An 18727-nucleotide genomic window follows, 5' to 3' on the forward strand; every position below is an offset into this window, starting at 1 on the left:
GGGGGGGGCGGGGCGGGCGGGGCGGCGGCCCCCCCCCCCGCCCCGGGGGACGGACGGTGACGTGCGTCATGCCGCACGCCTGCCGCTTGGGGCTACGCTGGTCGCCCACGAGCGGAGCGGCGCAGCTTCGCGCCGCAGCTCGCGGACCCGTTACGGGCCAGGGCGAGCACGCCCCCGAGGAAGCCGCCGTGTCCGTCGATCTCTCACCCGTCATAGCCGCCGGTACCCGCTGGCTGCTGACCGCCTTCCCACCCGCACCGGGGGCGTTCAGCCAGGCCCTGGCCGAGGCCCAGGCCCGGCAGGCCGTCACCCTCGCCGCGGCGCTGCGCTACCCGACCCCGCTCGACGCGCAGCTGCTGCATCTCCTCGGCCCGGGCGGAAGCGCCCGGCTGGACTGGCTGACCGGCGCCGATCACGGCGGCGACGCCGACGCCGACTGGCGGACCTGGGTGGACGAGACCGTCGTCAGCTGGGCCGCCTGCCTCCTGGCGGCTCCCGCCCTCGCCGCCGACGCCCACCACCTCGTCGATCGCGGCCAGGCTGGAGACCTCGCCCGTCTCACCCGCCCCGGCGACCACGAACACCACGCCGCGCCCCTGCTGCGCCACCCCGACCTGCTCGAACCGGTCGCCGCCCTCCACCGGGCGCCGCTGCTGGACCTGCTGGACAACGAGAACGCCGCTCTCGGATAGGCCGGGCTCTGGCCACTGCCGGGGGAACGCGGCGATGGTCAGACCGCTGCGGCTCACGGCCGGCGGGTTCAGTCGGCCGGTGACCAGAGGGCCGCCACGGTCCCGCTGCCAGGGGACAGCCGCTCCCAGCCGCCGGGCACGTCCACCACTACCACGCCCGAGGTCGGGAACCCCGCCCTCACCCGCTCCAGCAGGTCCGCAGGGCCGCTCCCGCACAGGCCGGCGGCCAGCTCGTGGATGCCCGGGTTGTGGCCGACCAGCACCAGGGAACCGAGGCCCGTTCCCCGCTCCGCCAGTACGGCGACCAGCATGCTCGGAGCCGCGTTGTAGAGCCGGTCGTCGTACACGGCGGGCGGCGGGTCCTTCAGCGCGGGGGCGGCGAGCTGCCAGGTCTGCCGCGTCCTGCGGGCCGGCGAGCAGAGCACCAGGGCGGGCTCGAAACCGGAGTCCGCGAGCCAGCGGCCCGTCCGGGGTGCGTCGGCCTTTCCGCGCTTGCTCAGAGCACGGTCGAAGTCGTCGATCGGCAGGTCCTTCGGCACGGCCTTCGCATGCCGCACCAGCAGCAGCCGGCATCCGGCCGCCCCGTCGGGGGCCGAGGACTCCGGTCTGGGTCCGGGGTTCGGGGACACGGCCGTCTCCTTCCGGTTGTGCACGGGCCGAGCTGCCCGTCCTGCCCGCCTGCCCATCGCAAGGAGGCGGAAACGCCGGGTGGCGAAGACTTCGCCGGCTTCGCCCCGAGCGCCGTCACATGTTCTTCATGCCCTGTGCATGGTCGAGGTGCGGCTCCCCGGCCCATGATCGGCTGACCGCCCGCATCCACCACCGAGGAGCAGCCTTCCATGTCCAGCCGCCGTACCTTCCTGGCCGGTTCGACCGCCGTGCTCGGTCTGACCGCCGTCACCGCCACAACCGCCACCGCCGTCGGAGCGGCGCAGGCGGCGGACTCGGCGTCGGTCCCGGAGACGGCGGACGGCCCGGCCGGCCGGCCGCCGAACTTCGTCGTCGTCCTTGCCGACGACCTCGGGTACGGCGAACTCGGAGCCTACGGACAGAAGTTGATCACGACGCCCCGCCTGGACCGGCTCGCCGCCGAGGGACTGCGTTTCACCGATGCCTACTCCACCGCCGCCGTCTGCGCCCCGTCCCGCTGCTCCCTGCTGACCGGACTGCACACGGGCCACTCCACCGTGCGCGCCAACCCCTCCTCCGGCGGCCAGGGTTCGCTCACCGCCACCGACACCACCTTCGCCCAGGTGCTCCGCGCCCGCGGCTACCGGACCGCGGTGATCGGCAAGTGGGGCTTCGGACCGGAGGCCGCCGGCCAGGACAGCCATCCGGCCGCCCGCGGGTTCGAGGAGTTCTACGGCTACATCGACCACAGCCACGCCCACCAGTACTACCCCGAGTACCTCTGGCACAACGACGCCAAGGAGCCCATCCCCGCCAACGCCGGCGGCGTCAGGGCCGTGTACGCCCCGGACCTGCTGGAGCAGCGCGCCCTGGACTTCCTCGACGCCCACGCGGACGAACCGTTCCTGCTGCTGCTCACCCCGAACGTCCCGCACGCCCCCAGTGACGTGCCCGACACCAGCGCGTACGCCGACCGTTCCTGGACGGCCGCGAACAAGGGGCACGCGGCGCAGGTGAGCTACTTCGACGCGCTGGTCGGCAAGGTCGTCGACCGGCTGCGCGCCCTCGGCCTGGAGCAGGACACCGTCCTCCTCGTCACCAGCGACAACGGCCCCCACGAGGAGGGCGGGGTCAACCCCGACCTGTTCGACGCCAACGGACCGCTGCGCGGCTACAAGCGCAACCTCTACGAGGGCGGCGTCCGCGTGCCCCTCATCGCCTGGGGCCCCGGCCGGGTCCGGCAGGGCACCAGCGACCGGCCCACCCCGCTGACCGACGTCCTCCCCACCCTCGCCGAGCTCGGCGGCGCCCCCGCCCCCACCGACGTGGACGGACTCTCCGCCGCTCCCCTGCTCACCGGCAGCGCCGACCCGGCCCGCCACGGTCACCTGTACTGGTTCCGCGACGAGCTGGGCGTCACCAGCCGGGCCGACGCGCAGGACGCCAAGCGCTCCACCTGGCTCGCCGAGGCGGTCCGCCGGGACGACTGGAAGGCCGTGCGCTTCGCCCCCGAACGCGACCACAACCTCCCCGACGCGAAGTGGCAGGTCGAGCTGTACGACCTGGCCACCGATCCCGGCGAGAGCCGCAACGTCATCGACAGGTACCCGGCCAGGGCCACGGAGCTGGTGGCCCTGATGCGCTCCTCCTGGAAGGACACCTATCCGCGCAGCCCGTTCGGCACCCGCCTGTCGCTGCCCGGCCTGGCCGTCCCGGGCCAGGCGTTCACCGTGACCGCCACCCTGGACAACGGTTCCGCCCGGCCCTGGACCAGCGCCGCGCTCACCCTGCGCGCCCCGGAGGGATGGACCGTGACCCCCGCTTCCCCTGCCACCGCGGACCAGCTCGCGGCCGGCGGCCGGCTCACCACCTCCTGGCAGGTCACCCCGCCCGCGGGCGCGGCCCCCGCAACCACGTGGGCGCTCACCGCGGAGGGCGCCGCCCTCACCCCGGCCGGCCCGGTCCGCTACCCGGCGACGGGCACCGTGCCGACCCCGCCCCCGGCCCCCACCCGGGACTCCTACCTCTCCGACCTCGCCTGGATCAGCGCCGCCAACGGCTGGGGACCGGTGGAGCGCGACGCCTCCAACGGCAAGAACGCCGCCGGCGACGGCCCGCCGATCTCCTTCGGCGGTACGACGTATGCCAAGGGCCTGGGCGTCCACGCACCCAGCGACATCGCCTACCATCTCGGCGGCGGCGCCGTACGGTTCACCTCCCTGGTCGGCATCGACGACTTCTCCGCCCGGCAGAGCACCCTCGGCGCCACCCGCGCCAAGGTCTACGGCGACGACCGGCTCCTCCTGACCACCCCCACCCTCACGGCGGCCACCGGCCCGGTCCAGGTCGACCTGGACGTCCGCGGGGTACGCGTCCTGCGGCTGGTGGTCGAGGACGCCAACAACCGCACCTCCTTCGACCACACCTCGTGGGCCCTGGCCCGGGTCACCGTGGCCTGACCCCCTGCCCCGTAGGACAGAGGCCGCTCCGGAGCACTCCGGAGCGGCCTCTTCCACAGCTCACCGACCGTGCTACACGGGGTCGGCGGCCACGCGGAACCCGATGTTGCCGGTCGAACTGTCGGGCGTGTTGGAGCTGCGCGCCGCGACGCGGTAGCGGTTGCAGTAGGAGTCGTGGCAGAGGTACGAGCCGCCGCGCATCGCGCGTGACGTCTCCTCGGCGGGGGTGAACCAGTCCGCGCACCACTCCCAGACGTTGCCGACCGTGTTGTAGAGGCCGAAGCCGTTGGGGCGGAAGGACTTCACCGGGGCGGTGGAGACGTGGCCGTCGGCGGCGGTGTTGAGCGTGGGGAACTCGCCCTGCCAGATGTTGCACATGTGACGGCCGTCGGGCATGAGCTCGTCGCCCCACGGGTAGCGGCGCTGCTCCAGGCCGCCGCGGGCGGCGTACTCCCACTCGGCCTCGGTGGGCAGGCGGGTGCCGGACCAGGCGCAGTAGGCCTGGGCATCGTTCCAGGACACGTGGACCACGGGGTGGTCCTGCCGGCCGGTGACGTTCGAGCCGGGCCCTTCGGGATGGCGCCAGGAGGCACCCTCCACCGCGCGCCACCACGGGACGGCCGCCACGGGCGGGGAGACGGCGGCGACCTCGTCGGCGAGGAAGGCTCCGAAGGTGAAGGAGAAGCCGAAGCGCTCGGCCTCGGTGGTGTGGCCGGTGGCCTTGACGAAGGCGGCGAACTGGGCGTTGGTCACCGCCGTGGCGGCGATCCGGAAGGGCTCCACGGCCACCTCCCGGACCGGCCCCTCGGCGTCCGCGGGGAAACCGTCCGGGTCGTCGGTACCCATGAGGAAGGTGCCACCGGGCAGGGCGAGCAGCTGCCGGGCCACCCGGGAGGGCGCGGCGGCGGGGGGCGGGGCCGCGAGGGTGAGGGTCGGGGCGTGGGCGTGGCCGGGGGTGCAGCAGGCGGGCATGACGGCTCCGTCGGGACGGTGTGCGGCCGGGCGGCCGTGCCTCGCGGTGACGGGCGCCCGGCCTGCGGTGCGGGGTGTAGCGTGCGCGGCTGCTCGGCTCTGCAGCCCTGGCGACGACAGTAGGCGAGGCGGAACCCCGGCTCCATGTACGGCAGATGAAATGGGAACCCGGTGAGGCGGGTCGGACGGGGCGAAGGCGGTTGCCGACGTGGACGTGGATCTGGAGATCGCCGCCGGTGAGCCGTTCGTCGTTCTCGGCCGGCCCCGTCTAGCGGGTCCACACCGTGCCGCGGGCCTCGTACTCGAGCATGGCCTCGACGCTCGTTGCCGCTTCCGGCCCGAGTTCGCGGCGTACCAGCCACAGGGCGAGTTCGAGGCCCGAGGTGATGCCCCCGGCGGTGACCAGATCGCCGTCGTCCACGACGCGTGCGCCCTTCAGTACGCCACCCTGCGCTTCGAGGTCGGGCCGTGCCTTGTGGTGCGTGGTGCACGGCCGGCCCCGCGTCAGCCCGGCGGCGGACAGCAGCATGACGCCCGTGCACAGCGCGCTGAGGGTGAGTCCCGGGCGGGCGGCGGCCGCCAGGGCGTGCGGGAGGGTGCCGCGCCGGATCTCGGCCCACACGCCCGGGTCCTCGCGGCGGGCGTACCCGCCGCCCGGTACGACGATGACGTCCGCCTCGTCCGGGGCCCACGGGTGCTCGACGCGTACCTGCGTGCCGTAGGCGCCCCGCACGAACCCGGGGCGGGAGGCGGTCACGTAGCGGACCTCCACCGGGCGGTCCGTGAAGAGGCGGGCGGCGGAGAAGACCTCGTAGGGGGCTGCGAAGTCGAGCTCCTCCACCCCGTCGAACATGGCGATGTGCACGCGCAGGTGGCTGCCGTCGCGCGCACCGGGCCGCCGGGAGGCGGCGGCCGTAGCCGCCGCGGCCGGTCCGGCTCCGGCAAGGCCGGCGACCGCGCCGAGGGCGGTCGAGGCGCGGAGCATGTCCCGTCGGTTCATTCGGTTCTCCTGATCCGGTGGTTCCGGTGGTTCGAGTACATGTACGGACGTCCACGCGCGGGGCACCCGGGCGTGCTCCGGCAGGGCGACCGCGGTGATCGCGGCGGCCGACGTGCCGAGGGGGGCCGTCCGGATCGGCGGTGTCGTCCATCGGGACCAGCCGCCCGGCCGAGGACCGCCACCGAGCCGCCCGATCAGGGCTAGGGCGGCGGACGAGACCGGCAGGAGAAGGACCAGGGAGCGCCTGGGGCCGATCCGGTCCACGATCCGGCCGCCTGCCGGGGACAGGACGGCGGCCGTTCCGTCTCCCATTTCAGGAACAGCGGCAGCACCGAGAACCTCATGGCGCACGTAGGGAACCCGGTCAGCCGCCGACCGGCCCGCCCCTCCAACTCCGTTGACTCCAAAGTGACTTGCGCTACTGCCACAGAAGTCCCCATCCTCGATGTCGCACACGTCGACCGACCGAGAAAGCAGTCGGGTGGCACAGCCCTCCGGTTCCCGTCCCTTCCTGTGCCGTGCGCCACAGCGGACCAAAGACCGGCAGCACCAAGCGCGAGGACGGGAACTCGTCATGAAGTGCGCACCCCCCTGCCCGGCTCGGGGAGCCGGTGCAAAGATGAAGGCGCCATGAAGCCAGGCCACTGTTCCCGAGCCGCACGGGCTGCGATGTTCGCAGCCGTCTGCGTGCTGCTCGCGGTCACGGGCCACGTCCTCATGTCCGGCACGGCCGTTCCGTGGTGGGCGATGCTGCCCGCGTTCGCCGTCACCGCCACGGGTGCCTGGGCCCTGGCCGACCGCGAACGCGGACTGCTCGCCGTCACCACCGCGACGGTCGCCGTCCAGGGACTGCTCCACGCCGGGTTCTCCTTGACGCAGTTGCCGATGGCGTCCGCCACGGCGGGCACACCTGACCGCCACGGCTTGCCCGGCACGGGCTTCCACACCCTGCACGGAATGCAGGACATGCATGGCATGCACGAGATGGCTGACATGCCCGGCATGGCGGCCATGACGATCGGCACCGGCCTCCCGGCCGCCGGTCACGACATGGCCGGCATGTCGACCACGGGAATGACGGCCGCGCACCTGCTCGCCGCCGTGCTGTGCGGCCTGTGGCTCGCCTACGCCGAGCAGGCCGCCTTCCGTCTCCTGCGCTCCCTCGCGGGATGGCTGTGGGCGCCTCTGCGCGTGCTCTTCGGCCTCCTGGCACCGCCGCCCCACCGCCCCCGCCTGCACGTACGCCGGGCCCGGCGCGGCCATGCACTGCGGCAGCTCCTCCTCGTCCACGCCATCACCTCACGGGGTCCTCCGACGGGAACCGCTGTCCTGTGACAGCCGGCTCCCCGAGCGGACGCTGACGGCACCGCGCCGTCGCCCCTCGGGCATCGGTCATGCCCTCCGGCAGGCCGTACACCCCTTCACCGGCCCCGCCGTGCGCGGGCCGGACATACCCTTGCCCGTAAGGACCTTGTGGCGATGACTCCTGCCCTGCCCCAGCCCACCCCGCGCTCCCACACCGGCCGGAAGGCCTCCCGGCCCACCGCGGAGTCCGAGACGGAGTTGACCCGGCTGGCCCTCGAAGCCCGCGACGGCGACCCGGCCAAGGCCGACCGCCTCGTCCGTGCGCTCCACCGCGACGTGTGGCGGTACGTCGCCTACCTCAGCGCCGACCCGCAGGCGGCCGACGACCTCACCCAGGACGTCTTCCTGCGCGCGCTGGCCGCCCTCCCCCGCTTCGAAGGCCGCTCCTCGGCCCGCACCTGGCTGCTGTCGATCGCCCGCCGCACCGTCGTGGACAGCGTCCGCCACGCCGCTGCCCGCCCCCGCCTGTCGAACCAGCAGGACTGGCAGACCGCCGCCGAGCGAGCCCAGCCGTCCGGCGCACCGGGTTTCGAGGACGGCATCGCCCTGGCCGAACTCATGGCGCTCATACCGGCCGAACGCCGCGAGGCCTTCGTCCTCACCCAACTCCTCGGCCTCCCTTACGAGGAGGCGGCAGCCGCGGCGGGCTGCCCCATCGGAACCGTCCGCTCCCGCGTGGCCCGTGCCCGCCTGAATCTCATCGCCCTCCTCACGGACCCGGACCCGGCGCCCACCACACCGCCCTCGGCCACCAGGGCACGGATCGGGCAGCGAAGCCGTGCGGCCGGCCAACCGCTCCTCGCCGCTTCGACGGCGTGACCCCCGGCCTGCGCCGTCGAGGCGGATGACACCAGGTCAGCGGACCCGACCACGCAGCTCCAGGTGCGTGGTCGGGAGCTCCGGGGAGGGGCCGAGGGCTCGACCCCGCCCGCACCACCGCCGGGCGCCTGCTGCTCGCCGGGACCGCCGCGACCGTGGCCGGCGGCGCGGCGAAGGCCCTCCAGGACGCGACGGCGTTCGCGCAGCAGTGGTGGCGGCCGGGTCCTGGGGAGGAGCTGCTGCGCGGCTACGACGCGGCCCGGGGCGGGGCCGGACGGGAGTTGGTCGCGCTGGCGCGGCGGCTGGGCCGGGCGCGGGTGGAGCGGACGCCGGACTGGGTTCCTCTCGCCGGACGAGCTCGCGGTGTGGCGGCAGGACCGGCTCGCGGGGCTCCCCCGGGATCGGCGGTCACTCCATGTAACGGTAGCCGGGGCGGGGCAATGCCCGGGGGTGAAGCGATCGTCGCTGGTCAGGCGGTTCTTTATGTCGTTTTCCGGGCGTTTCGGCGGTGGGCGAGCGGTGGTTCCGGTTGCGGTCGGTGACCTGATGGCGGTGAGTGGTAGAGGGCACCAACGCCCTCCCGGCCGACTCCGGCCACACCAACACCGTCATCTCTGAACAAGGAGCAAGCCGTTGCACCGCATGACCCGCTATTCCGTCCCCGCCGCCCTCTGCGTGACCCTGCTGACCGCGTCACCGGGTATCGCGGCAGTCGCCCGCGGTCCCGAACAGCCGCCCGTCAGCGTCACGGAGCAGGCCGTCCCCGGCAGCGACGCGCTGCTCGCACATGTTCAGTCGCTCGGCGCTGCCGCCGAGGTGCTGGAGCCCGTCACGGATCTGCTCTCGGCGGTGCTGAAGTCGCCGGACGGGAAGGTGTCGGAGGCCGAACTGGCCGCGGTCAAGGCGAAGATCGAGCCGGCGTTCGCGGACCTGAAGAAGGCCGTCCCCGCCGCACAGGCTCCGGCGAAGCCCGTCGTCAACACTCCGGTGAAGCCGCCGGTAGCCGAGCCCGCGAAGCCGGCGGACCCGGCGGTCAAGCCGCCGGTAGCCGAACCGGCGAAGCCCGCGGACCCCGCGGTCAAGCCGCCGGTAGCCGAACCGGCGAAGCCCGCAGACCCGGCCGTCAAGCCGCCGGTAGCCGAACCGGCGAAGCCCGCCGACCCGGTGGCGGAGCCGCCCATGGCCGAGCCCGCCAAGCCCGCCGCCCCCATCGCTCAGCCGCCCGCAGCCGTCGAGCCCGCGAAGCCGGCCACCGTGCTTCCGGCGGCCGCCCCCAAGGCCGCCCGCGCCGCTGAGGCCGTCGCGGCGATCGACAAGCTCAAGGGCTCCGTCGACAGCCTGCTCAAGGTCGCCGAGAAGGGCGCCTCCGCGTCCGACGCCAAGGCCAAGGCCAACACGGTCGTGGCCAACCTGGGCGCCGCCCTGACCGCCCTGCTCGCCACCGGCCAGCAGAAGGCTCCCACCCTCTGAGTACCGCCTCCCGCACCACGATGGCCCCGGCCTCCTCCGGAGGAGGCCGGGGCCATCGCGCGTCCCGCGCTCCGGTTCCATACAGCCCCCGGATCGTGAGGTGCCGAGTGACGGTACCGAGGCGCTCGCGGGCCTGCTGGGCGTTGGCCGCGCCGACGAGAACAAGGACTTGCGCCGAGGCTGCGCGGAAGGCGCCCGACCTCGCGGTGCGCGACCACCTGAGGGGCCGCACGGATCAACGCCCGCCTGCGTCGATGACAGGTCCGCGCTCAGCAACCTCCCGACGAGGAAACGATTTTGGTGTGCCGTAAACAACCCGACTGCTCTAAATGATCACTCGGAGGGATGGTTTCCCTGATCAGAGGTACGGGGAGCGGCCGAGACAGCAGTGTGAGGATGCCGTGCGGCAGGGAGCTGCTGGGCCCCAGGAGCTCCCCGCCCGCCCCGGGTCACCGCGCGTGCCGTGCGGTGATTCCATGACTACGCAAGGAGTCGACCAAGCATGTCCACCCCTGTCGTTGACATCTGGGGGCCCGCCTCCCCGCAGGCCCGTTCCTCCTTTCCCCCCGCGCCGGCAGCGCACGACGAGTGGCCCCTGGAGGGCGGAACGGCCTGGGTGTACTACAGCCCGCTGAACCGCCGGCAGCTCACGCGGCCCGTGATCCTCTCCGACGGCTTCTCCGGCGGATCCACCAACCTGGACGAGATCTGGCACGGGCTGGAGGAGAACGGAAACTTCCGCTTCGTCAGCGAACTCCATGCCATCGGCCGCGATGTGATCATCCTCGGCTACCACGACCGTACTGCCTCGATCACGGCCAACGCCGAGACCGCGATCGAGTGCATCCGCCGGGCCATCCACGAGCGCGTGGGTGTCGCGAAGCTGGCCGTGGGCGGCTTCAGCATGGGCGGCCTCATCACCCGCTACGCCCTGGCAAGGATGGAGAACGATCCCGGCCTTCCGGACCACGAGACCGCCACGTACCTCTCCTACGACTCCCCGCACCAGGGGGCGTGGTTCCCCGTCTCCCTCCAGGCCTTCACCCACTACGCGACGGACAAGTGGGGAGACGTTCCCACCCTCGGTCCCGTACTGCGCCAGCTTTCCGGGCTGCTCAACAGCCCCGCGGCCAAGGAGATGGCGGCCTGGCACATCGGCAAGGTCGACGCCGAGCCGGCGCAGGCACCGGAGCGGCTGGCGTTCCTCGACAAGCTCGCCGAACTCGGCGGATGGCCGCGCAGCGTCCGCAAGATCGGTGTCGCCAACGGCGTGAAGACCGGCGTCGGAAACGGCGCCGAGGCCGGTGCGACCGCGGTGAGGGGCGACGGTGAGACGCTGCAGGACACCTGGCTGAAGATCCAGGCCCAGGGTGACCAGATCGTCGCCAGGCTGCAGGCGGCGGGCGACGAGGCGACCATGGTGCGCACCAGCGGGCTGCCCGACATCGATGGCGCTCCCGGCGGTGTGTTCACCATGCAGTCCCCGGTCGGCGACACCGGCAGCTTCGGCCTCGCCGCCCTGCTCATGAGCCTTCTCGGCAACGTGGTCGATCCCGGCGTCATCACCACGTCCTGCTTCATCCCCAGCATCAGCGCCGTCGCGTCCGGCGACATCACCGACCCGAAGGCGCTGCACGACCCGATCGCGGCGGGTGACAGCGCGCTCGACGCCTTCCACTGCGCAGGGCGCAACGAGGGCCACACCACCATGACCGAAGAACTCGGGGCGTGGCTCGTGAACGAGATCGCGGCCGAGTGACCACCGGGGTGGGCTGGTCGGCCCCGACAACCGTCCCGCCCACCCCGGCCCACCCCGGTGCCGGAGAACCACCACGAATCCACCCCGGGCGATCTCGACACTGCGGCAGCTGGGGTCATGCCTGGTACATCTCCTGGGTGAGCTGCAGGACGATGAATTCGGCGGGTCGCATGGTGGCGAGGCCGACCTTGATGATGAGTCGGCCTGCCGTGAGGTCGTCGTCGTCCATGGTGAGGCCCTTGCCGATCTGGCCCATCCACCACGCAGACGGCGATCAAGGACACCGTCTGGAGTTGCTACGGGTGCGCTGGAGCGCCATCACCGAACACGGCATCCGCCTGCACCACCGCACCTACGACCACGACCTCCTCGCCCCCTACCGGGGCCGGCCCTCCCCCATCACCGCCCGTGGCGGGAAGCGGGAGGTCCACCACAACCCCCACGACGCCCTCGGCCAACTCACGCACCGAGCACACGGAGGAGACGCCACACGCACCGAGCGCCATGCATGACCTCGTCAGCGGTTCCGTCGGGCCAGGCAGCCGAGGTGTTCCGCCGTCACTGGTGCGCCCTCGATCAGGTTCCGGTCGTAGAACACGGGGCTGACTGCGACCCGCTGGGTGCCGACGACCACTTCCAAGGCGGCGTCGTGGCCGGGGACCACCTGTCGACGGGCCCCCGGCAGGGCCGTGGCCAGCGTGGCCGCAGAGGCCTCCTGACCGGGGGCGTAGCGGATCACAGCGGGCCCGTCGGGGCGTACCGCTGGTGCTGTCGCCGAAGTGTCGGTAACGCGGAACCGTTTGGCTTTCAGTGCTGCTGCCACCTTGGCGTCGTCGACACGCACATTGATTCCGGCGGGGTTGGCGGGCACGGAATTCTTGGGGGTGGGCTGGATGCGTTGGTCGCCGGTGATCGGGCGGTCCTCCGCCAATGCCTTCCACAATGCGTTCGAGCGGGCTTCGTGCCAGACGAGGGTAGAGCCGACGCCGGGGACACGGTGGTCGAATTCCTGAATCGGTACCGTGGCGAACTCGGTCTGCCCGGGACGCAGCCGTGCCAACGCCAGGCCGATGCGCACCAGGTCTGCCGCGTCGGTGTGGTCATCCGTGCGCACCGACTTCAACAGCGCGGCTGCGGTTTCGGCTGCCGCAGCCGGATCGGCCAGCGCGCCTTCCGTGATCAATCGGGTCATCAAGTCGGAAACGGCGCGCTGCTGGCGGCGCACCCGGCCGAGGTCGCCCGGGCGTTCGATGTGCCGTGCCCGAACGTAGCGAAGGGTGTTGTTGCCGTCCGCATGGTGCATACCCGGTGTCAGGTCGAGTCCGGAGTTCTCATCCTTCAGGTGGGTGTCGGTGCACAGGGTTGCCCCGCCTAGCCTGTTGATGGCCTGCTCGAAGCCGGTGAATCCGACTTCGAGGTAGTGGTCAACGTGCAGCCCGGTGATCTTTTCGACCGTCCTGACGGCGAGTTTCCCTCCGCCGCGGGCGTATGCGCCGTTGATCTTGCCGCGTACGCCGCTGCCGTCGGCATACTCGACGTAGGAGTCGCGAGGCAGCGACACCAGGCTCACCCGGCGTGTGTCCCGGGCGAGATGGACCAGCATCATCACATCGGTGCAGTTGCAGCCTTTGCCGCCGACGTGCAGCCGGTTCTTCTCCGCCTTCGACAGCCCCGCCCGGCTGTCCACACCGACGACGAGGATGTTCGTCCCGCTCGCCGCCGCGGCGCGGTCGCCGGGCGCGCCGACCCAGGCCACGCCGGAAGCCAGCGTGGTCAGGAGAGTCAGGGTGGTGGCAACACGCAGCACGGTGAGCTCCCAGGGGGATTCGTGTCTGCGGGCCCGGCCGTGACCCGGCGCGCAGAGTGGACTTGACGCCGAGGCTAGCGACGCGGCTCGTCCCGCCTGCGGCTACGCGCCGGTGAGTACTCCTGCCGGGGGAGCCCCGGCACCATAGTGGAGTGAGACGTCGTCCACGGCGGGCCGTGCCAGCCCCGCGGGTCCGGCAGCGAACGTCCGCAGGACGTTTTCGGTGACGGTCCGGGTGAACGCCCCGGCCCGGCCATCCAGTCCGTGGTTGGTCTTTTCGCCACCTGGACCGGTTGCCTCCAGCGATTCCACCCAGCGCATCGTACCCGCGGCGAACAGTCCGGCACCGGACGGAAAGGAGGCGTAGATGGTGTCCGCGTACGAGGCGCGGCCTTTGCACACCACGGGGGAGTGGGCCAGGACCTCGATCGGCCGCGGGGTCGGGTAGCGCAAGTCCACGCGGTCGTACTCCACCCCTACCAGATGCGCGAACGCGTCGCCCCGCACCGTTCCGGTGCCGGACAGCAGCCAGTGGTCCGGCCGCGCCACCACGTACGGCGCATCGACTGGGTAGCCGTCGTAGATCACCCCGAGCAGGCTGCTCTCGGGCTCGGCGGCCGGTTTGCGGCGGAAGTCGTTCGTCGGTGGCAGCCCGCGCACGAAACCCGGATCCTTCTTGTAGTCCGCCTTGTAGCAGATCACCACCCGGTCGGCGCCGACCGGTGAACCCTCGAACCGTACGCGTCGGTAGCAGCAGTTCGCCCCGAACACCGCCAGGTTCACCCCTGCGTCCCGTGCCTCAGTTACCTGTTGCCTGTACTCCGGGCTCCAGTACTCGTCGTGTCCGGGAGAGATGACCGCCACCGCCCCACGTAGCAGCCCCTCCTCACGGGCCACGTCAATACCCGTCGCGTACGCGAGAGGAATGCCGGTCTGCTCGGCGAGCGCCAGCAGCGGAGCCTCGTACGTCAGGAAGAGACCCGCCCCGTACGCCCGCTGGTAAGGCCGGTCGAAGCTCACCGCCAGCGACCGTGAACCCTTCTTTCCCGTCGTCCCCTTGTACAGGTCCGCACCGCCCCACCGGTTGTACGCCTGCCAAGTGGCCACGGCGTTGACGAACACCACCCGCCCGGCCGTCGAGGCCGACCGTACGGTCATCGGCACGAACCTCTGTGCCGGCTGTCCCCCCACCGCGTCCAGCCGCAGCAGATAACAGCCCTCCGGCCAGCCCTGAGTGTCCACTTCAAGGCTGGGCTTCCAGTCGGTCCAAGCCATCCGGGTCCCCGCCTCGACCCGCGGTGCCGGCTGCACCATCCCGGGCAGGGCGGAGGACCTCCACACCAGCCGGGCCCGGGCGCCCCCGTACCAGCCCATACGGTAGGCGGACACCCTGAACGAGGGGGCGGTTGTCGACACCCGCAGTCCCACCCGCTGGCCTGGCCTCACCGAGCAGCAGTCGGCATACCCCTCGATCGCCCGCGCCGCCCCCGCTAGCGTGATCCGCCAGTCCGACGCACCGGGAAGCAGGTTTTCCGCTTCAACGTCGAAGGATCGCGCTCCCCTGTCGGATCCAGCTGCAGTCACTGGGCCAGACCCCACAGCTGCCAGTGCGGCAGCTGCGGCCAGCCCGAGCACTCGTCGACGGCCAGGCCCAGAAGCAGCTCGTTCGGCATACTCGTTCCGTCGCACGGCACCTCACCCCGAGCAGCACGCTGCCCCCCGTAGGAGGCGGTCTCCGAGCTGCACGCAGCGCTCGGTTCCAGCACCGTACGCCGTGCGCTGACTCGACCACCCTCTGCCAAGCCGAAGCCGCATCCTTCCTTCACCGGATCGGCCCAGGTATCGGTCGTCCCAGGAGCGCTCATCCCTAGACCAGATCAGCGAGAGTGCCTACGAATCCTTGAGGCTCTTCACCGCCTGGTCAGGTCGCTGAGGAGCTGCCAGCTCGATACCTCAGCCCCAGGCAGACGCGGTGCTGCGGCCGATTCGCGTCCAGCGACGTGGCGCGCCGTCTCGCTGAACACCAGGATTTCGTGGACAGCGTCGTTGAGGTCGGAGCCAAGGGAACTCGCCGGCAGGGTGATGGTCTCTTGATTGCCCCAGATGGACGTGAGGAGGGCAATATTGCAGTGGTTGTAGCCCTTCATGGAGGAAACGTTCGTGGCGATGTCCTCATAGTTGACTAGTCGGTAGGGGGTGCTGTCGCAGCCACCCTCGTAGCCATAGAACGAATCCAGGATTTCGCCACCGTAGCCGGAGTCCCTGTACTGCTCCAGAAGGAGTGTGTGCCGCTTGCCATGGAGGGCGGCAGTGACCGCCTCGGAGCGAGAGGTGTCCGAGCACGCCAGGATGGGCTCCTGCTCCCCCCGGCCTACGGCGGCGGGCGACAGGAGGGTGGCGCAGTAGCTGGTGTGGGGGGCAGCGTAGACGGTTGGTGCGGTCGCGGTGGCGACAAGAGCAACCAGGCCGGTGACCGCAGCCCCAGCAGCTAGGGCCAGGGATTTACGCACGACGGGGAACCTCCCGAAGTAAAGCGGGGGCATGTGGAAAGGAGCCCTGTTCGGCACAGGTCCGGTGATCATCCCAGCACGGATCGGGCGGGCGCCAAGGACGACACACTCATGGCGATGGTGGCGTGCTCCCTGCGTCTCCCGTCAACTCTTCGTGGCTCCGCGATGGACTGTGTTCCCTGGCCCTGTTCTGGCCGTCCACCAGGCTCCAGGCGCGGGCAGCACCCAGTGCACGGGGATTCCGGGCTTGGTGCGGCGGATGACCAGCATCGTGTCGTCCGCGGTGACGAGGACGGCTCGGACTCGTTCGATCACCGTGACCGTCGGCCACTCCCCGCCCCCACCCGGCGCACGTCTGGCCCTGCCCAAGGGCGGATTCGGCCTGCCCGGCCTGCGTGAACGGACGGAACCGGCCGGGGGCCGACTCCATGCCCGACCCGGTACGGACGGATCCCACATTCTGACGGCGACCTTCCCCGCCTCGAACGGCACCACTGGCCACGCCACTTCACCGCGATGACACGGCCCGGCCCACCCCCGCGACCGCCGACTCTCGTCCACGAGCCGTTGCCAGCCGCCAGACGCCCTCTCTCTTCTGGCCCATCCCATCTCCTGCAGGACCGCGCGGGCCGGTTCGACGGCGAGTTGACGCTGATCGGTGGGATCGCCGCGCTGCACCACGTGATGTGTTCCGCGGCCGGTCGGTGCCGGTTGGATCGGAGGGCGTGGGCGGGGCGGCGGTCGGGAGGAATGTGCCGTGTTTCCTGCCCTGGAGGCATCCTCTGTGATGGCGGCTGACGGGCGCCGGTCGGCGGGGTCACCCCGGCCGGTCGCAGGATCGCCTGTGGGCCGGAAACCGGCAATGATCAGGGAGCCGGCCTGGTGGCCCGGCGGGCCCAGCCAACCGGATGCCGGGGCCGTACGGGTGCCGTGGCTGGGAGCGTCCGCCCCGGGGCTGTACGGGGGTGCCGGGGCGGACGACGCGATGCATACGACCTCCACGGTGGTGATCTGCGCCGCAGGCGTGGCACCCGGACTCCGGAACGCCGGAGTCGGCAGGTCCGCCCTGGCCCCGCAGGGCGGCGCGGTACCTCCGGCTCCGGTCGGTCAGTGACCACCCTCGCTGGAGACGGGTCTCACCGGCCTGGTTCCGGCCATGCGTGCGGTGCGGCTCCCCGAGCTCCCACCAACGCCAGGGGACTCGGCACACGAGGGCGCAGGCGGGACCCCGCGCTCATTCGCCTACGGCGGTCAGCCGGGCCGGCCGGGTGTCTGAGAGGAGCCAAGCCGATACCGCGCCGCCATCCCCTGCCGGAGCTCACCACCCGAGCCTGTCTCATGGCGACGGCCCGTCCGGCACGGCAGTAGTCCGCCACAGCCATCACCGTGACGCGGAGGCACCCCGTCCCGATCCACCGCGGCGCCCCACGTCCACCAGCGGGGCACTGGCGGCAGGGCCCGCTTGGGCGACCTCGGGGAGCCCCGACCGCCTCGCGTGGCTCCCTTTGCCAGGCCCGTTTCGGGCCCTGCGAGCCGGGGCCGGGTATACACCCCCACCGCTGCCCGGCCCCGGCACCACCCACGGCGGGCCCTCACCTCTGGCGCACGAGGATTCCCGCCGACCGGCCTGCCCCGCTCCTGTGCCGTGCAGGGAGGGGTGCGCCGGGCCGCTGGTGGGCGGGGTGCGTTTCCGCTGGTCGGCGGGTAGTGGCGACGGCCTGCGACGCCCAGGATGGAGATCGTCCTGATGCGGCGCGATCGCCTTCCGGCCTCGACAGCACTGTTGTGCCGCGCCGTTCTCTCCCGGCAGCCACGGTCCTCATCCAAGCAGTCCATGGCGCCGGAACAGTGATTCACCCTGAAATGAGTACGCACAGTGATATCTGCAGCATCCCGCTTTGCCCCTGCCCGTTTCCGGACGGCCGCCGTGCTGGTCGCCGCGATCGCCGGGGCCGTCGTCCTCGCCGGCAACCCCGCGTCGGCCGCCGACCACTCCCCGGCGGAGCAGGCGGCGCGGACCGCGACGGCGGTGGAGAGGGCCGCATCGGGCACCGGTGACGTGATCGCCGACGACAGCGGTGTGCTCGCCTCGACCGCGGCCGCCTGGACGCGCGTACCGGCGGACGCCGCCTCCACGGTCGGGATCGCCCTCTCCCCCAGCCGGGATGCGGCCGGCATCCCCACCGCCAACGGCACGGTCATCTACCCGGGCGCCGCCGGGACCGGCAGCCTCGCCGCCCAGGCCCTGGACGACGGGGGCATCCGTCTCCTGGTCACCCTCGACAACGCCCAGGCGCCCACGGAGTACAGGTTCCGGCTCGACCTGCCCGAGGGCGCCACCCTCGTCCGCCAGGGCGAGACCATCGGCGCGTTCGAGGCGCCGTGGGCCAAGGACGCCCACGGCGCTCCCGTCCCCACCGCCTACCGCATCGAGGGCACCACCCTGGTGCAGAGCATCACGGTCACCGAGCGGACCGCGTTCCCCCTGGTGGCCGACCCCACCTGGGAAGGCATGAAGAAGCGCGGCAAGGCCGCGCTGAAGAACTCCAACAAGTCCACCGTCACCGGCGCGGCCGCCGGCTGCGTGGTCGGGGCGATCAGCGTGGCCGGCGCGGGCTGCGGACCGGGCGCGGCAGTGGGAGCGGTCGGCGGCTTCGTCAAGGGAGCCGGCGAAGGCTTCATCAAGGGCAAGTAGCCGTGGAAGCAGAACAAACCCCCATGCCGGACAGCCCGGACGACCACACCCGCCCCCACGGGCCGGAAGGTTCGGAGCCGCACACCGGGGCCGCTCACCAAGAGCACTCGCACAGTCCTGCTGATGTGCCGTTGTGGCCGTTCGTCGTCGTGGCCGTCCTGCTGTCCGCCCTGCTCCAGCTCCCCCTCCAGCGCGTCCTTCCCCAGGACGGCTGGGCCGGATATGCCGTCACTTTCCTCGCCACACTGATCAGTGCCACGATCACCGGCCTCGCCGCACGACTCTTTTGCCGAGGGTGACGATGTACACGGCCCGGTTCGGATAGCGAAAGGGCGGCGAGGGAAGCTCCGCCACGTACCCCTTCGAGGGCAAGGGGACCCGACCGATCGGCAGTCAAATCTGACTACTCGTCGGTAAAGTCAGCGAAAGGTCAGCATTCGTCCGACCCAACCTGGTGACAGCCTGCAACACATGAGACTTGGCCGTCGGCACCGAAGGCTCTCGCGCCATGTCCGGCGGCCTTCCCTGAGACACTAAAATCGGAGGGCC

Annotated in this window: 15 protein-coding genes; 9 read left to right on the forward strand and 6 right to left on the reverse strand. The window is 71.9% G+C overall.

Features of this window, described 5'->3' with window-relative positions; translation table 11 throughout:
* The first annotated feature begins 188 nt into the window (after positions 1-188).
* The gene (locus AB0F18_RS25860; protein WP_362064597.1) at positions 189-692 is read left to right on the forward strand and encodes a hypothetical protein; all 504 of its coding nucleotides are present in this window, start codon (positions 189-191) and stop codon (positions 690-692) included.
* 68 nt (positions 693-760) lie between these two features.
* Here the strand turns inward: AB0F18_RS25860 and AB0F18_RS25865 are convergent, their stop codons facing one another.
* Complete coding sequence (locus AB0F18_RS25865; RefSeq protein WP_362064599.1) at positions 761-1321, reverse strand: histidine phosphatase family protein; 561 nt, start codon at positions 1319-1321, stop codon at positions 761-763.
* Positions 1322-1531: 210 nt separating this feature from the next.
* Here AB0F18_RS25865 and AB0F18_RS25870 point away from each other — a divergent pair, with 210 nt between their 5' ends.
* Positions 1532-3781 carry a sulfatase-like hydrolase/transferase gene (locus tag AB0F18_RS25870; protein WP_362064601.1) on the forward strand — a complete coding sequence of 750 codons (2250 nt, stop codon included), beginning with the start codon at positions 1532-1534 and terminating at the stop codon, positions 3779-3781.
* Between the two features lie 72 nt (positions 3782-3853).
* Here AB0F18_RS25870 and AB0F18_RS25875 read toward each other — a convergent pair whose 3' ends face one another.
* Positions 3854-4753, reverse strand: a complete 900-nt coding sequence (locus tag AB0F18_RS25875) for a formylglycine-generating enzyme family protein (protein WP_362064603.1) — start codon at positions 4751-4753, stop codon at positions 3854-3856.
* 268 nt (positions 4754-5021) lie between these two features.
* Positions 5022-5753: a DJ-1/PfpI family protein gene (locus AB0F18_RS25880; protein ID WP_362064605.1), complete on the reverse strand. Its 732-nt coding sequence runs from the start codon at positions 5751-5753 to the stop codon at positions 5022-5024.
* Positions 5754-6422: 669 nt separating this feature from the next.
* Here AB0F18_RS25880 and AB0F18_RS25885 point away from each other — a divergent pair.
* From AB0F18_RS25885 to AB0F18_RS25905, 5 genes are all read left to right on the forward strand, one after another.
* Positions 6423-7088 carry a hypothetical protein gene (locus AB0F18_RS25885; protein ID WP_362064607.1) on the forward strand — a complete coding sequence of 222 codons (666 nt, stop codon included), beginning with the start codon at positions 6423-6425 and terminating at the stop codon, positions 7086-7088.
* A gap of 144 nt (positions 7089-7232) precedes the next feature.
* Positions 7233-7937: a sigma-70 family RNA polymerase sigma factor gene (locus AB0F18_RS25890; RefSeq protein WP_362064609.1), complete on the forward strand. Its 705-nt coding sequence runs from the start codon at positions 7233-7235 to the stop codon at positions 7935-7937.
* A 633-nt stretch (positions 7938-8570) separates the two neighbouring features.
* Entirely contained in the window at positions 8571-9407 is an 837-nt protein-coding gene (locus AB0F18_RS25895) for a hypothetical protein (protein WP_362064611.1), read from the forward strand.
* A 502-nt stretch (positions 9408-9909) separates the two neighbouring features.
* A complete protein-coding gene (locus AB0F18_RS25900) occupies positions 9910-11166 on the forward strand; it encodes a hypothetical protein (RefSeq protein WP_362064613.1) in 1257 nt (418 codons plus the stop codon).
* Positions 11167-11405: 239 nt separating this feature from the next.
* Entirely contained in the window at positions 11406-11678 is a 273-nt protein-coding gene (locus AB0F18_RS25905) for a hypothetical protein (RefSeq protein ID WP_362064615.1), read from the forward strand.
* A gap of 5 nt (positions 11679-11683) precedes the next feature.
* Here the strand turns inward: AB0F18_RS25905 and AB0F18_RS25910 are convergent, their stop codons facing one another.
* The 3 genes from AB0F18_RS25910 to AB0F18_RS25920 form a co-directional block, all read right to left on the reverse strand.
* Positions 11684-12973 (reverse strand): LCP family protein, encoded by a 1290-nt coding sequence (locus tag AB0F18_RS25910; RefSeq protein WP_362064617.1) that lies wholly within the window; start codon positions 12971-12973, stop codon positions 11684-11686.
* 102 nt (positions 12974-13075) lie between these two features.
* Positions 13076-14362, reverse strand: a complete 1287-nt coding sequence (locus tag AB0F18_RS25915) for a N,N-dimethylformamidase beta subunit family domain-containing protein (protein ID WP_362064619.1) — start codon at positions 14360-14362, stop codon at positions 13076-13078.
* Between the two features lie 521 nt (positions 14363-14883).
* Positions 14884-15483: a hypothetical protein gene (locus AB0F18_RS25920; RefSeq protein WP_362064621.1), complete on the reverse strand. Its 600-nt coding sequence runs from the start codon at positions 15481-15483 to the stop codon at positions 14884-14886.
* 1876 nt (positions 15484-17359) lie between these two features.
* Here AB0F18_RS25920 and AB0F18_RS25925 point away from each other — a divergent pair.
* Both AB0F18_RS25925 and AB0F18_RS25930 read left to right on the forward strand, forming a co-directional pair.
* Positions 17360-18178, forward strand: coding sequence for a hypothetical protein (locus AB0F18_RS25925; protein WP_362064623.1), 819 nt, complete (start codon positions 17360-17362; stop codon positions 18176-18178).
* Between the two features lie 23 nt (positions 18179-18201).
* Positions 18202-18477 (forward strand): hypothetical protein, encoded by a 276-nt coding sequence (locus AB0F18_RS25930; protein WP_362064625.1) that lies wholly within the window; start codon positions 18202-18204, stop codon positions 18475-18477.
* Positions 18478-18727: the final 250 nt, after the last annotated feature.

Source organism: Streptomyces sp. NPDC029216, assembly GCF_040648015.1.
Classification (GTDB): Bacteria; Actinomycetota; Actinomycetes; order Streptomycetales; family Streptomycetaceae; genus Streptomyces.

Bases quoted from the DNA above. Each gene is read 5' to 3' on its own strand.
- AB0F18_RS25875 (WP_362064603.1), bottom strand. From the start codon at position 4,753: ATGCCCGCCTGCTGCACCCCCGGCCACGCCCACGCCCCGACCCTCACC.
- AB0F18_RS25930 (WP_362064625.1), top strand. From the start codon at position 18,202: ATGCCGGACAGCCCGGACGACCACACCCGCCCCCACGGGCCGGAAGGT.
- AB0F18_RS25880 (WP_362064605.1), bottom strand. From the start codon at position 5,753: ATGAACCGACGGGACATGCTCCGCGCCTCGACCGCCCTCGGCGCGGTC.
- AB0F18_RS25885 (WP_362064607.1), top strand. From the start codon at position 6,423: ATGTTCGCAGCCGTCTGCGTGCTGCTCGCGGTCACGGGCCACGTCCTC.
- AB0F18_RS25900 (WP_362064613.1), top strand. From the start codon at position 9,910: ATGTCCACCCCTGTCGTTGACATCTGGGGGCCCGCCTCCCCGCAGGCC.
- AB0F18_RS25890 (WP_362064609.1), top strand. From the start codon at position 7,233: ATGACTCCTGCCCTGCCCCAGCCCACCCCGCGCTCCCACACCGGCCGG.
- AB0F18_RS25870 (WP_362064601.1), top strand. From the start codon at position 1,532: ATGTCCAGCCGCCGTACCTTCCTGGCCGGTTCGACCGCCGTGCTCGGT.